A 13,465-nucleotide genomic window follows, 5' to 3' on the forward strand; every position below is an offset into this window, starting at 1 on the left:
TTACACGTCCAGTTCCTTGATCTTACGCGAGTGTTCCGCCAGGAAAACGCGACGGCGTTCCGCGTTTTTATCCTCCATCAGCTCAGTCACCAGTTTCGCCGCCAGGACGCCATCCTCCATTGTTACCCGCTTGAGCGTACGCCGTGCCGGGTCAAAGGTGGTATCGCGCAGTTCCTTCGGGTTCATCTCGCCCAGACCTTTGAAACGCTTGAACTCCAGGTTCTGCGCGTCGGCATGGGTACGTACAAAGCGCTCACGCGCCTCGTCATTGAGCAGCCAATGCACCTTGCCCTTATACTTGACGGAGAACAGGGGGGGACAGGCAATATACACATGCCCTTGCTCAATCAGATCGCTAAACTCCTGGTGGAAAAGCGTCAGCAGGAGGCATTGGATATGCAGACCATCCACATCCGCATCGGTCGCGATAATAACCCGGTTAAATTTGAGACGGCTAATATCAAATACATCGCGTGTGCCGGTTCCCAGCACATTGATGATCGTGCGAATCTCTTCGTTCTCGACGATACTCTTCAAATCGGCCTTGGCCACGTTCAGGGGTTTGCCCTTGAGCTTTAAGACGGCCTGGAACTCGGAGAAACGCCCCTGACCGGCGCTACCACCCGCCGAATCGCCCTCGACGATAAAGAGTTCCGCGCGCGAAGCATCACTGGTGTTGCAACGCAGGAACTTCTTTGAGAGCGAGGTGTCGATCATCTCATTGTTCTTCTTGGTGCCCGCCCGCGCCAACTCCTCCACCAACTGAGCCTCATTGCGCGCCTTCTGCATCTGCTGAATTTTCTTCAGCCACTCTTTCCCGGCCGCGCTATTCTTCTCAAACCAGTCCTTCAGCCCCTCGTCAACGACTGAACGTACGATGCCTTCAATGGGAGCATTGTTCAGGCGATCCTTGGTCTGGCCCTGGAACTGAGGGTTGGTCAACTTGACCGAGATAACGACGTTTAGGCCCTGTTGAATTACCTCTGGTTTAAAGCCATCACGCTCGCGATTCTTGATCACGCTCAGCTTGATGGCATAGTCATTGATGACCTTGGTTAAGGCGGCCTTAAACCCGCTTTCGTGCACACCACCATCGCGCGTACGCACGGCATTGGCGTAGCTATAGAGCGCGGTTTTATACCCTGTGGTAGGCTGGAGCGCAACCTCGACCGAGACATCGTCCTTCTCTTTGGCGATGCCAAGCACATGCTTAAACATGGGGGTATTCGTCCCAGAGGAGAGATCACGCACGTAGTCCGGCAGACCCTCACGCGAGTAGTACACGCGCCGTACCTGCTCGTTGAGGCTCTCATCCCAGGCCTCTAAATGGAAAGTTACACCGCGATTGAGATAGGCGGAGGCCTTCAAACGGCTATCGATGGCTTCAAGAGAGTAGTAGACATCGGGATCAAAGATGGTGCGGTCATACGCCCAGCGCAACTGGGTACCGTGTAATTTTGGGTCACAAGGCTCAATCTGGTGTGGCAGCGCGGTACCACGACTAAACGACTGGGTAAAACACTGCCCATCCTTCCAGATGGTCAATTCTAGCTTCTCTGAAAGGGCGTTGATGACGGTCGAGCCAACACCATGCAGACCGCCTGCAGTCTTGTAGGCACCTTCAGCGAATTTGCCGCCTGAATGAGGTACTGTTAGGATAACCGTTGCCGCGGGCAGGTAATCCCCCTGGTAAAGCATAAGGTCAAAGGGCATACCTCGTGCTTCGTCACGTACCGTGACCCAGCCCTCCCGATCAATCGTTACCCAGATCTGCTTGCCATAGCCAGCTACAGCCTCATCAACAGCATTGTCAAGCGCCTCCCAAATCAGATGCACCAGTCCAGAGGTAGATGTTGAGCCAATATACATTCCCGGGCGATGTCGAATGGCGGAGATACCCTCGAGCACCTGGATATCGGCAGAGGAGTATACTGCCTCCTTCCGGGCTCTAGGCGCCTTCGACTCAACGCTCTGTATCTGTTGTTTTTCTTCTCTATCTTCGTCTATACTCCGCGTCGCTAAGAATGAGAACTCCTGTTGCTGAAGGTCTGACTCATTCTGCATGGGAGGGAGTGCTTTTGGGGAACGAGACATCTAACCCTATACCTCTTTCAATGCGTTTATTGCCTAATCAGCATACAGCCTTAAACATGGAAAGTCAAGATAATCTCTAGCAATTTTGGATCAAAAGTTCTATTAGTCAAATTCTTTTTGTTCTTAGCATATCTGGTAATCATGCCAGGGCGCAAGATTAGCGCATGCACATGTTAGAATAGAGACACCAATTTGGCAACTGTGGGTAGCACAAACGGCTGTGATATACTCAACTATCCTGGCCTCATTTTCGTAGTATAAGACAGCAAGGATAGAATTTCACCGGGAAAGGGCGCGAATTATCATGAAGCCAATTACAGGTCAGTATGAGTGTCAGCATCGCTCAGGGGTGGGTCTAGACTACTTTACCTCCCTCATTGACCGCCTTGTTCTCCAAGCGAATGGGCGCTTCGTCTTGATTGTCCAGGATCGCAGTCGCCTGGCCCATATGGCCCAGTCCTTCATCAAGGGCGAGCAGACCAACGCCACGGCGCCCGCCGCTGAGATCAGGCGTGAGGGAAATTTTTATCAGCAGGGCTCGCTACTGACCCTGCGCTTTGATGATGGGAACCAGGAGCAAGGACAGTTGACGCCGCAAGAGGATGGCATCCAGTTGGGGAAGAACCTATTCGCGAAGGTCTCAGACTCACCATCCCTGCCCTCGATGCAGCGCATGAAAAAGGATATGGACGATATCGCCAAAGGCATTAAGATCGCCACGACGCTGGGTGGAATGGCCGTCAAGGCCGCGAAAACCATCAATGATACGATTCAGAGCACACAGAAGCCAGATCCCGACGCGCAGCTAGCGGGTCCGAGCCAACCTACAGCGAATCCAAACTATCCCAGGCAACCAGTGCAGAACGTCGCTCCGCCTGCGCCACAACACCAAACTATGCCCACGCCGCCTGCGCCACCATCCGCGCCCCCCGTTGTCAGCCAAAATCAGGCGCCAGCAGCCAGTGGGCAGCCAATCTATTGTGAGCAGTGTGGTAATCGCTGTCGACCGGGGAAGCGCTTCTGTAATCGCTGTGGCGCGCCCCTCTTCTAGGCGCGCCCAGCTCTCCTATTTCTGTTCGCGCATCAAAGTATGATAGGCCGCGATGATACGCTGCATCTGCTGGGGATCGCCTCCCCGGTCCGGGTGGTATCGCTTGGCCAGCAGGCGATAGCGCTGTTTAATTTGTTGAGGACTCGCGTTCGCAGGCAGGCCCAGCACCGCCAGGGCCTGCTGGCGCTGCATGAGCACACGGGCTGGATTTGAATTGCTCTCCCAGAGCGCTTTCATACTCAGGCGCAGCATCTGCCATAGTAAGGCGCCCAGCGATTTTGGTGGTCGTGTACTCATTGTCCTCTCAATCTACAGTAAGCTCCTGCCCGATGCTACTAAAGTACGTGTCTACATATTATGCCCGTATATAATACACAGCTTCATGCTACTACATACCGCTATAGGTTTTCTGCCTGCCTTCTCTCCAATACTATACCCGAAACAGCGCTAGAAATGAAACGCTACACTATGCTCAACCGTGACTGATATACAGAAGATAAGGTCCTTTTTCTTGCTTTTCCTTTATCTTTCAGAAAATGCGGATAGCAGATCGAGCACTGTATAGTATCCAACGGGAGATGCAATTATGGCAAGAGGCATAAGCAATATGGAGAGTGAGGCGCACAAGAAAAAGAGCGCGACACAGCACCTCCTCCACGGGGCGGAAGCGGGCGGCAAGACCTTCCGCGAATTCCTAAACAAATTTAATAACGACTGGTCGTCAGGCCTGGCGGGCCTGCTGGCCTATAACATTCTGATGTCGATAGTGCCTATCGCCATTGCCTTGATCGCCATCCTGGGGTTTGCCCTGGGTAGTGTCACCGATACACAGCAACTTATTAACCAGGCAACGAGCTTCTTCCCAATCGCAGGGTCCAACAAGGCTGCGCTCAGCCTGGCGATTACGCAACTGCAGAAAAACGCCGGTTGGTTGACAATTATCGCCGTGGTGCTGGCACTTTTCAACGGCTCCAACCTGTTTGTGACCATAGAGAACTGCCTGGACATCGTCTACCGCGTACGGCCACGCCCTATGATACGCCAGCGCCTGGTCGCCATAGGCATGGTACTGATCTTTGTCTTTCTCGTTCCCATCATGGTCTTTGCCTCGTCGCTCCCCACCCTTATACTCGGATTACTGCAAAATAACCCGGCATTGAAGAGCATTCCCTTTGTATCAACCATCGCCGCAAACCCTGTGCTCTCGTACCTGGCAGGTTTTGGCGGTAGCGTCCTGGTAGGTTTTATGCTCTTCGAAGCCATTTACGTTATTGTCCCCAATCAGCAAATCAGCTGGAAGAATAGCTGGAAGGGCGCGCTTGGCTCGTCGATTGCCCTGGCTCTTTTCCTGGCACTCTTCCCAATCTATGCGCGTTTTGGCCTGGGCAACTATACCGGCCAGGTGGGCTTCGCGATCATTTTCTTGATCTTTTTCTACTACTTCGCCACGATCCTGATGATTGGTGGCGAGATCAATGCCTTCTTTAGCGAAGGCGTACGCCCTCTCCCCAACAACCTGGTAACGTTTGTCAGCACCATGGCGGGCAAGCTCAATAAGGATATTCCAGAGAAAGAAGCTGAGGCAATTGTAAATATCAAAGCCACCGAGCTTGCCGACCGCCAGCATGTTGCAGAAGCACGGGAACAGGAGGAGCAGAACCTGCGCCGCAACCAGGAGAAAATTCACCAGACGCCAGGTTATCTGCAACACGGTTCAGCCGGAAAAGCCCCTGCCGCCAAACCAAGCAAGAAGGGCATGGTCCTACAGGTGGCTGCTGGCTCCCTCGTCGCGGTCTTGCTCGAATGGTTCCGCCTGCGCCAGAGACATTAGATGCTCAGTAACCTCGGCCGCGAGTCCCTGTCCATCCAGACCATCGGCGAGAAGCGCGGCTCCTAGCGCACACTCGAAACCTTCAGGCTCGCTTGCCTCACGGGGAAAACCATAGACCTGGTAGAGGTCCCCGAGGCGAGCGAGCATCTTTTCGTTTACCAGCGGCACCGTGGCTGTTGATCCCGCAGGCGTATAGCCTCGATCCAGCAACACGATATCTTCGATGTGGTGGATAGCTATAAGCGCCGCGAGGTCCTGGCGTAGATCCTCTTCCAGCGCCATGGCTAATTCCTCGCTCTCAGCCTGCTTGGGCGAGAAATAGGTGAGTGGCTTCTCGCCATAATCATCGATGATGCGCCCATCATAGATCACCGTAATATGACGCGCTATACTGCTCATGTCAAGCAAGAGGAAGCGCATCTCTGGCCAGACCGCCTCGCGCTGGCGCATACGGTAGAGCAAGGTCGCCGCCACACTGAGGCGATCAGATCCCCCCATCTGGGAGCGATAACGCTTGCGAAAAGCCGGCACACTCGGCAAATAACGCACACTCGGCAGGCAGTAGCTATGACTATTGTAGGCGCTTAACGAGACGAGAAAGCGTTGTAGCTCATCAAGCTCCTCAGCGCTAGCCGCGGTACAGAGCGAAAGCGAGACCTGTGTCCCTGGATCAAACGTAGCTAAAGGGCGCAGGCCCGTTTCCAGTTGAGATGCCAGGGCCAGAGCCGGCTCGGGATAGCAGGCACAGAGACGCGATATATGCTCTGCGAGCAGTTCGCCCATGGCGAAGGATCTATACTCGATGAGCTTTCCCTGCTCCAACACGCACAGACGCCACTCACCATGGCGATACTCAAGACCCAGGCTTATATTCATGCTCTTCAATTTATCTCCCATGTATGGACACAACATATTGAAACACACAGCGCGTCCAATACTGTATTCCTTCGTTTTCCTTGACGTAACCTGTAAGAATCTGTTACACTTTCACTCAATTAGATGAGATGCCTCGTTTACCCAATGCCGTCCATGAACTCCTGGTTCTAGTGACAGAGTATAGTAAAAATGCACGTGCCTTTTTGAGGTCCATGTAGCTTCGGAAGAGGTCGTAAGTATGCCTGGAGAGCAATCTATATCGACAAGTAATGAAGAGCACATTCGACTGAGAAACGCATTGCGCGAGAGCGAGTTGTTGCGCGAACTCTCAGAACTGCTGGCCTCTTCGCTGGACCCGACCCATATTTTACAGGTACTCGTGCGCCGTACCACAGAAGTGTGCGAAGTGCAGCGCTGCGCGGTCTGGCTCCTCGACGAAGCCCAGACTTCCTTTCTCCCCTCAGCCTATCACCTGAACGCCTCAAGCTTTCCGCCGAAGGCGCTCCAGGCCGCCGACCACGTCTGGCACCGAAGTCGCTTTCCCTTTCATGATCCTATTGTACAACACCTCGTACAACAACAACCCTGCCTGGCACTTAGCGATCTCGCCAGTACCCCCAGTTCCCACATGCGCCTGCTCGCTGATAAATTTCTGGTGCGCTCGATTCTATTGATCGCGCTCTTGCGTGAAGGCAAACCCGTGGGCATCATGTCGCTCGATAATCCCCAGCAGGAAACGCTTTTTAGCGCGGAACAACAGCAGTTGGCACGCGCCATCGGGCAGCAGGCCGCGCTCACCATTCATAATGCCCGCCTCTATCAGCAAGCACAAAGCGAGCGCAAGCGCGCCGAACGCCTGATCCAGCGCGCCCGCTCTATTTACCAGGTCGCTATGGCCGTCAACTCCGGTGAGGAGCTGGCGACGGTCTTGCATATTGCCACACAGCACCTCCAACAGGGCTTTGGTACGGGCAAGGCAGCCATTGCGCTTCTCTCCCAGGACACGACCCTGACCGTGATGATCCAGGGCGAGTCAACCTCCTCAACACCCAGCGAAGGCCCCCACCTGCCAGCGTTATCTCACTGTCAGCAAGCGGCCACAACGGGGAAGACCTACTTCATTCCCTCCGATCAGGCCACTCCATATGAGCGTGCCTGGTTTCAGCAGCTTGGTTTTGAGCAGGTCCTCGTGGCTCCCTTGATGGGGAATCTTCCCCGCCAGCATAGTCAGCGGACGGCGCGAGGCGAGACCTCGTGCCTGGGACTGGCCTTGATTGGCTTTCCCCTGCATGCACGTGCCCCCTCGCAGGGATATCGCGCCTTTGCCCTGGATATCGCGGCTCAATGTGCCCTGGCCATCGAGAAAGATCATATTTTGCAGGAGGCCCGCCAGGCCGCCGCCCTGGCGAATGAACGCGCCAATACACTTGATGCTATCTTCAACGCCATGAGCGAGGGCATCCTGGTCCTGGATATGCAAGGGGAGGCCATTCTCAGCAACCATATGGCCAGGCGCTACCTGGAAACCTCTTTTGACGCGCAAATTGACCTCTCCAAGCTCCTCCAACATCGACATATTTCAACCTTACGCGGCAAAACTATTCCACCTGAGCGCTTCCCGATTGTACGCGCACTACGTGGCGAATATATCCGTGGCGAGCGCTATGTGACGACAAGCGCCGATGGCTCCGAGCGTACCATGGAGATCAATGTCGAGCCGCTCCTAGACGATCAACAGCAACAGATCGGCATCGTCAGCGCATTTCGGGATATCAGCGAACAGATACGCAGCGAGCGGCGCGTCCGGCGCGCACTGGATACCATGCTCCATGCCGCCGAGGCGGTTTCGGGCCTGACGAGCCTTCACGATATGCTACAGAGCCTGCTGGGGAAAACCCTGGCTTCGCTGCATTGTGATCGCGGTATGGTTCAGCTCTATAACCAGGAGCAGCATGTATTTGAACCCTATCTCTCCATTGGTTTCGCTCCAGAAGAGGAGGAGCTCTGGCAGCAAGAACAACAAACCTGGCTTATGCCAACAGAGGGACAGTACACGGGATTTCGGGAACACCTGCTGTCCGGGCACGCGCTCCAGGTCAGCGCGGAACAATGTCCGGAGCAGCCTAATCCCTTCGCCGAAACCATGCTCATCGCGGCTCCCATTATGCATCGTAACGACCTCCACGGGGTTATTCTGCTCGACCGCTCGACCACGCTGCGCAAGGAGCAGCATCCACAGGAGGGCGCGACGCGTCCCCTGCGCCACCCGGTCTTTAATGTCTGGGATCTCGCGGTCGCCGAAGGTATCGCGCAGTTCGCGGGCCTGGCCATGGAACAGATGCACTGGCAGAAGGAGGCAACCCTCGCCCGCACCAGTGAGGAGCTTATGCGCCAGTCAAACGATCTGAAAGACGAATTTCTCGATATTACTGCCCATGAGTTTCGCACACCGCTCACCATTATCGTCGCCCATAGCCAGATGATGGCGCGCCTGCTCCGCAAGCATCAACTTGAGCCAGTGCTCCAGGATAAATTGCATGAGAGCATCGCCACGATTGATCAACAGGGCCATCAACTCACTAACATCGTCAATACCTTCCTGGAGGTAACGCGCCTCAATCGTGGCCAGATCGTACTCAATACAGAAGAGCTTGATGTCCAGCGTATTGTTGAGCGGACGGTCGCCGAGCATGCTATGACCTCGCCCATGCATACCATCACCTGCCAGGTTCAAACAGGCGCGCACCCCTACCTCATCCTGGGTGATAGCGCCCGCCTCTCCCAGGTCTTTGCGAACCTCCTGCAAAATGCGATAAAATACAGTCCGTTCGGAGGATCTATTACTGTTACCTTGCAGCAGACACCTAACGCCAGCGGGGATCCCTTTGTAGAGATACGCATACAAGATCAGGGCATTGGCATCCCCCTCGATGCCCAGGCACGCCTCTTCGAGCGCTTTTATCGCGCCCCCAATATCGAAGGGAACAAGACCAGGGGTGTGGGCCTGGGGCTGTATGTCGTGGCACAGTTTCTAAGCCTGCATGGTGGGCATATCGGCGTCGAGAGTAGTGGTATTCCGGGCGAGGGCACTTGTTTTATTCTCACCTTACCATTAGTAGAAAGATCTGACATCATTGAAGCCTGAACTTCGCTCCTGGATCGTGGAACGCGCCAGGGAGGTACTGGAACAAGAAGAATGTAAGGATGCCTCACATGATTTTGACCACTTACTTCGTGTCATGTCCCTGGCAGAGACGATTCAAGCCAGGGAGGGTGGTGATCTGCCAGTGATCTGGGCCGCGGTCGCATTTCACGATATCGGGCAGGAGCGCGAACGCCTGCATGGTGGCGACCATGCCGAGATAGGCGCGCATATGGCCGCCGACCTGCTCGCGCATACCCACTTCCCCCAGGAGAGCATTCCCCTGGTCCAGCAGGCCATTCGCGACCATCGCATGACAGGGGGCCAGGTTCCGCGCACCCTCGAAGGGCGTATCCTCTATGACGCAGATAAGATTGATTGTCTAGGCGCAATTGGGATTGCGCGCCTCTTCTGCATTACAGGACGCTACAACCAGAAGGTCTACTCAGAGGTTCCCCCCGAGGTCAGTCGACCTGTCGATCCCCTCCTCGTTCGCCAGCTCCGTCGGCGCCCTGACTATTCGCCAAGCATCGAGTTTGAACTGCTCTTCGATGCCATGCCCCAGCGCATGACGACCGCGGCCGGCCGCGAACTGGCACAGGAACGCTTTGACTATATGGAAAACTTCTTTCAGCGCCTGCGCCAGGAAGTACAAGGAGGGCTGTAAAGATACAGGATGTCGAGATGGGGCGACGCTACAAAAGTACGCGTCTACATATAGACCATATGTAGACGCGTACTTTTGTAGCGTTGTCTAGAGGATGATGTAGTTAAAGGTTGCTTGTTTAGATGCAGGGGCCGTCAGATGGACGGTGAAGCCGACGCCGGGCTGGAGCGTGACGAAATGCACCACCACCGGGCCAGGGTCAGATGTCAACGTGACCAGGACCGTACTGGTGGCACTGACCTGCTCATGATTAATGGTGACGTCGCGCTGAGCGCTCTCAAAGACGCCACTCCCCGCATTCGTCGTCTTCCGTGCTGTCTGCACTGGTTTCAGGGCCGTAAGGTAAGCGCTATTACGCATCATCTCCATGGGCGTATCGGGCAGGAGACCAGGGGCGTGTGTAGCCACAATGTCCTCACTTGCACGCTTCTCGCTTCCCTTCTGCACGGCTGGCATATAGGCGCTCACGCTCTCCTTGCGGCGCGTCCCGACAATGGGAACACGGGGAGCTGTGGGTGAAAGCGGGATCTGAGTAGAGGCCAGGGTCTCCTTCGCCATAGCCACAGGTGAGGCGGCCTGCAAATGAATTTTGGTAGTGTGGCCAGCCAGGCGATACCTGCCCCTGCCCGTCTGCGAGACAGCAACGCTTCCCATAGAGGAACTGATGCTCGTCATGGAGGCCGAGAATGAACCCATCGAAGATGGCAACGGGCGAAAGGCTTCATTCCAGGGTGTGTCAAACATCTGCTCCAGCGGAGGTATAGTCATTTGGTCCGCAATATGCGCTGCCTCTCTCATCTCATTCATAGTCGGCATGCCATCATGAAAAGATGCCGGTATCGATGGAAAATCAAGCGTCTCTTGCGCAGAGATCGTGTTAACCACAACATTTGTAGTATCCCTAGCAGCAGTATTTCTATAATCACCTGACTCCGGAGGTGTTCCGCTCCGTTTGTAGAAACCGATAGCCGCCAGCGATGAGGTGACACGCCGCGCGAAGCGGGTCAGCAGGTTATTCTCAGAACTCGCCTTCAGTTCGCCATTTTCACTCAGAGCCATGAGGGCCACATTTGTCTGCGTGACCGCGGGTTCCTCGCCCAGATTACTGCGGTAAAAGGCTGGTGCCAGGCGCGATTGCAAGCTAATACGAGGTGGAATCAGCGTTTTGCCATAGATGGTATGACTCGAGTTCTTCACTTTCCCATCTACCCCCTCCCGCTCTCGACCAGCAGCCACAGATTTCTCATAGAATGTCTGCTCTATAGAGGCCGAAAGATTATACCTCTCTCTCGCCACATAAGTATGCCAATCTTGGTTCGTTGTTTCTACTTGTTCTCTATGCAAAGACATCGCTGCTCCCAAAAGTTTTTAGGATTATACGATACAGGTTGGAACGTATAGATGCAGTATAACACATATTCCACAAAAGATTTGCAAAAAATATGCAGATAGCACATTTGGATAATCTACTTTCCATACATTTCGAAATCCCAAATTTACATATTGAATGCAATTTATAGACCTCATAGAAGATAGAAGATATCCATTCGAGACGCCGTAAGCCTCCCCTGCGATGGACATTCTCTGAGTAAAGGGTGATGATGTGGCGTGTGGGCAAATGCCCATGCGCCACATCATCACCCTTTACTCCTGAGCGCCGCAGGCGCTCAGGAGTAGGAAAAGAGGCTAACTTCTTGAAAGTCGCATAAGAAGTCGGTACAATAGGGCCTGATCTACTAGATCGTACATGCAAACACATGCATATTGCAGAAGCGCATCAAGACGCTATCAACAATATTTTTTCTAAGGAAGGGTTTTTCTCGCATGAAACTTAGTGGTACACACAAGTTCAAGTCTTCCAGCTCGCAGGTCTTCAAGGGCATACTCAATCCCTCCATCCTCCAGGCCAGCATCCCTGGTTGCCAGTCGATTGAGTTCCTCGACGCGAACCGCATCAAGGCATTTGTGACGACACCCATCCCCGGACTGAAAGGTCCCTACGCGGTGGTCATCAACATCACCCGCGTTCAGGAACCCAACTTCATTGAACTTCAGATTCAGCGCCAGGGCACCGGTGGCTCGGTCAATGGCGTCTGCCAGATCAATATTTCCGACGAGCCCGGCGGCGCCGTGCTGGCGTATGAGGCCAACGCGGAGCTTGAAGGTGCGGTCGCGATGGCGAACAATCCCATCGGCAAGGGCGTAGTCAACAGCACCTTGAACACCATCTTCAAGAACCTGGATAACAATATCGCCTAATCTCTCGCAAACTCAAAAAGCGGGTCCCTTGCTCTCGGATGAGAGCAAGGGACCCGCTTTTCTTGTTCCTGCTTATCCATTCGCCCGCCAGGAGATAATGGCATTGGGCATCTGCGGCAACGGGAAGGTCAGCATGGTCCCCTGCTCAACCAGCCAGGAGGCCAGCATGCCACGCAGTTCCTCCGTAATCTCGGGATCCTCAGGCAAAATCAACTGCTCACGCATCTCCGCGACGGCCTCCTCAAGCGAGGCAAAGCTCATACTTTGCGTGGTAGAGACGACCTCGACATTGGCATAAATGCCCATTTCGTAGAGGACATCCAGCGCGTGGATATAGCCAGGAGGCAGGCAACGCGCCTCGCCATGAAAATGCCGCCACAGGGGATCGCTGATCTCATCAAAAGAGGTGGCGCGCATAAAGAGGAAGCAGGTGTGCCGCGTCGCTGCATGTAGCCTGGCGAGGAAACGGTCCAGATCAAGAATAGGATAGAGCACGTGGCTGCACAGCGAGACATCTGCACGCAGGGCGGGGTCTGCCTCCTGCCACGTACTGACTATAGATGAAATATTCGTGATCCCGCTGGCCTGCGCATCCGCTTGTAAATAGCGCAACATACTTGCGTTTGGCTCGACCGCGTAGACGTGTTTCACCAGAGGTGCCAGGGCCAGCGCATAGCGTCCGGTGCCCGCTCCTACATCCAGCACCTCGCTCTCGGGCATAAGCACCTCACTCATTCGCAGCAGCAACGAGTTATCGGATTGAACTCGTTGGCTTGAGCGGTGGTAGTTGCGCGCGCGCCGATCCCAGAAGTCGGCACTGGAACGCCCCAGACGGGCATATGCCTCGTCCATCTGACGCGCCCTCGCCGTCAGGATCTCCTGCCAACGCGCAAGCGCCGTTTGCATTGTTTCTACCTCCCTGAGAACAGAGCACAAGGCCTACAACGCGGTTACTCGCCAGCTGAAGCGGTCTGTGGCTCCTGGAGCTTGGATTGGAGGCAGCTAAAGAACTGGTTAGTCATCTTCTCGGCGGTGCCATTGATCAGGCGCGCGCCGACGCTGGCAATAGAGCCACTGATCGTTACCTGGGCGTTCCAATCCATCTTCGTCTGGTTAGCATCAATGGCGCTTAACTGCATATCGCCCGCGAGGTCGACTGCGCTGCCGGGCGCTTTGCCACGTGCCTTGACGGCCATAAATTCGGGTTCGCGCTTCTCTGGGCGCGTGACATCCAGGTTAAACTTGGCCTTCACAGGTCCCACGCCAACCGAGATCAGGGCCTTCCAATGCTCTTCGCCCAACTGCTCCAGGCTCTGAAAGCCCGGCGCACAGCTCGCCACATTATTCACATCTAAGAGAAACGCCCACACCTTCTCAAGAGGGGCAGCGATCGTTTGCGAGCCAGAAAACTGCATAACACATTATCCTTTCCACAATTCCTACTTGTCGCGCAAGCAAAGCGTTGTTACCATCATATCACACCAATGCTGGGGCTAAAGAAGCATTACTTTTCGCGCCTGCGGCGCTCAATATACTTTAGCTTCC

Annotated in this window: 11 protein-coding genes; 5 read left to right on the top strand and 6 right to left on the bottom strand. The window is 54.6% G+C overall.

What is annotated here, in order from left to right; genetic code table 11:
- Nucleotides 1-2,094 (bottom strand): type IIA DNA topoisomerase subunit B, encoded by a 2,094-nt coding sequence (locus tag JMJ16_RS17350; RefSeq protein WP_236601607.1) that lies wholly within the window; start codon nt 2,092-2,094, stop codon nt 1-3.
- A gap of 304 nt (nt 2,095-2,398) precedes the next feature.
- Here JMJ16_RS17350 and JMJ16_RS17355 point away from each other — a divergent pair, with 304 nt between their 5' ends.
- Complete coding sequence (locus JMJ16_RS17355) at nt 2,399-3,145, top strand: zinc ribbon domain-containing protein (RefSeq protein WP_201383494.1); 747 nt, start codon at nt 2,399-2,401, stop codon at nt 3,143-3,145.
- Between the two features lie 15 nt (nt 3,146-3,160).
- On the opposite strand, the gene JMJ16_RS17360 is transcribed toward JMJ16_RS17355, so the two are convergent.
- The gene (locus JMJ16_RS17360) at nt 3,161-3,442 is read right to left on the bottom strand and encodes a J domain-containing protein (RefSeq protein ID WP_201383496.1); all 282 of its coding nucleotides are present in this window, start codon (nt 3,440-3,442) and stop codon (nt 3,161-3,163) included.
- Nucleotides 3,443-3,731: 289 nt separating this feature from the next.
- On the opposite strand from JMJ16_RS17360, the gene JMJ16_RS17365 reads away from it, so the two are divergent.
- Nucleotides 3,732-4,976 carry a YihY/virulence factor BrkB family protein gene (locus JMJ16_RS17365; RefSeq protein WP_201383498.1) on the top strand — a complete coding sequence of 415 codons (1,245 nt, stop codon included), beginning with the start codon at nt 3,732-3,734 and terminating at the stop codon, nt 4,974-4,976.
- Here JMJ16_RS17365 and JMJ16_RS17370 read toward each other — a convergent pair.
- Nucleotides 4,908-5,852, bottom strand: coding sequence for a DUF1464 family protein (locus JMJ16_RS17370; RefSeq protein WP_201383500.1), 945 nt, complete (start codon nt 5,850-5,852; stop codon nt 4,908-4,910). The genes JMJ16_RS17365 and JMJ16_RS17370 overlap by 69 nt on opposite strands.
- A 238-nt stretch (nt 5,853-6,090) precedes the next feature.
- Here JMJ16_RS17370 and JMJ16_RS17375 point away from each other — a divergent pair, with 238 nt between their 5' ends.
- Nucleotides 6,091-8,997 carry an ATP-binding protein gene (locus tag JMJ16_RS17375; RefSeq protein WP_201383502.1) on the top strand — a complete coding sequence of 969 codons (2,907 nt, stop codon included), beginning with the start codon at nt 6,091-6,093 and terminating at the stop codon, nt 8,995-8,997.
- A complete protein-coding gene (locus tag JMJ16_RS17380; RefSeq protein ID WP_201383504.1) occupies nt 8,987-9,661 on the top strand; it encodes an HD domain-containing protein in 675 nt (224 codons plus the stop codon). Before JMJ16_RS17375 ends, JMJ16_RS17380 begins: the two co-directional genes overlap by 11 nt.
- Before the next feature lie 87 nt (nt 9,662-9,748).
- Here JMJ16_RS17380 and JMJ16_RS17385 read toward each other — a convergent pair whose 3' ends face one another.
- The gene (locus JMJ16_RS17385) at nt 9,749-10,858 is read right to left on the bottom strand and encodes a hypothetical protein (protein WP_201383506.1); all 1,110 of its coding nucleotides are present in this window, start codon (nt 10,856-10,858) and stop codon (nt 9,749-9,751) included.
- Between the two features lie 627 nt (nt 10,859-11,485).
- Here JMJ16_RS17385 and JMJ16_RS17390 point away from each other — a divergent pair.
- Nucleotides 11,486-11,920 carry a CoxG family protein gene (locus JMJ16_RS17390; protein ID WP_201376435.1) on the top strand — a complete coding sequence of 145 codons (435 nt, stop codon included), beginning with the start codon at nt 11,486-11,488 and terminating at the stop codon, nt 11,918-11,920.
- Nucleotides 11,921-11,992: 72 nt separating this feature from the next.
- Here JMJ16_RS17390 and JMJ16_RS17395 read toward each other — a convergent pair whose 3' ends face one another.
- The gene (locus tag JMJ16_RS17395) at nt 11,993-12,826 is read right to left on the bottom strand and encodes a bifunctional 2-polyprenyl-6-hydroxyphenol methylase/3-demethylubiquinol 3-O-methyltransferase UbiG (RefSeq protein WP_201383508.1); all 834 of its coding nucleotides are present in this window, start codon (nt 12,824-12,826) and stop codon (nt 11,993-11,995) included.
- A 44-nt stretch (nt 12,827-12,870) separates the two neighbouring features.
- The gene (locus JMJ16_RS17400) at nt 12,871-13,335 is read right to left on the bottom strand and encodes a CoxG family protein (protein ID WP_201376437.1); all 465 of its coding nucleotides are present in this window, start codon (nt 13,333-13,335) and stop codon (nt 12,871-12,873) included.
- Between the last annotated feature and the right edge of the window lie 130 nt (nt 13,336-13,465).

The sequence above is a fragment of the Ktedonobacter sp. SOSP1-52 genome (genome assembly GCF_016587395.1).

Excerpts from the sequence above, each read along its gene's own strand:
- JMJ16_RS17375 (WP_201383502.1), top strand. The coding sequence starts at position 6,091 with ATGCCTGGAGAGCAATCTATATCGACAAGTAATGAAGAGCACATTCGA.
- JMJ16_RS17400 (WP_201376437.1), bottom strand. The coding sequence starts at position 13,335 with ATGCAGTTTTCTGGCTCGCAAACGATCGCTGCCCCTCTTGAGAAGGTG.
- JMJ16_RS17390 (WP_201376435.1), top strand. The coding sequence starts at position 11,486 with ATGAAACTTAGTGGTACACACAAGTTCAAGTCTTCCAGCTCGCAGGTC.
- JMJ16_RS17355 (WP_201383494.1), top strand. The coding sequence starts at position 2,399 with ATGAAGCCAATTACAGGTCAGTATGAGTGTCAGCATCGCTCAGGGGTG.
- JMJ16_RS17360 (WP_201383496.1), bottom strand. The coding sequence starts at position 3,442 with ATGAGTACACGACCACCAAAATCGCTGGGCGCCTTACTATGGCAGATG.
- JMJ16_RS17370 (WP_201383500.1), bottom strand. The coding sequence starts at position 5,852 with ATGAATATAAGCCTGGGTCTTGAGTATCGCCATGGTGAGTGGCGTCTG.
- JMJ16_RS17395 (WP_201383508.1), bottom strand. The coding sequence starts at position 12,826 with ATGCAAACGGCGCTTGCGCGTTGGCAGGAGATCCTGACGGCGAGGGCG.
- JMJ16_RS17365 (WP_201383498.1), top strand. The coding sequence starts at position 3,732 with ATGGCAAGAGGCATAAGCAATATGGAGAGTGAGGCGCACAAGAAAAAG.
- JMJ16_RS17350 (WP_236601607.1), bottom strand. The coding sequence starts at position 2,094 with ATGTCTCGTTCCCCAAAAGCACTCCCTCCCATGCAGAATGAGTCAGAC.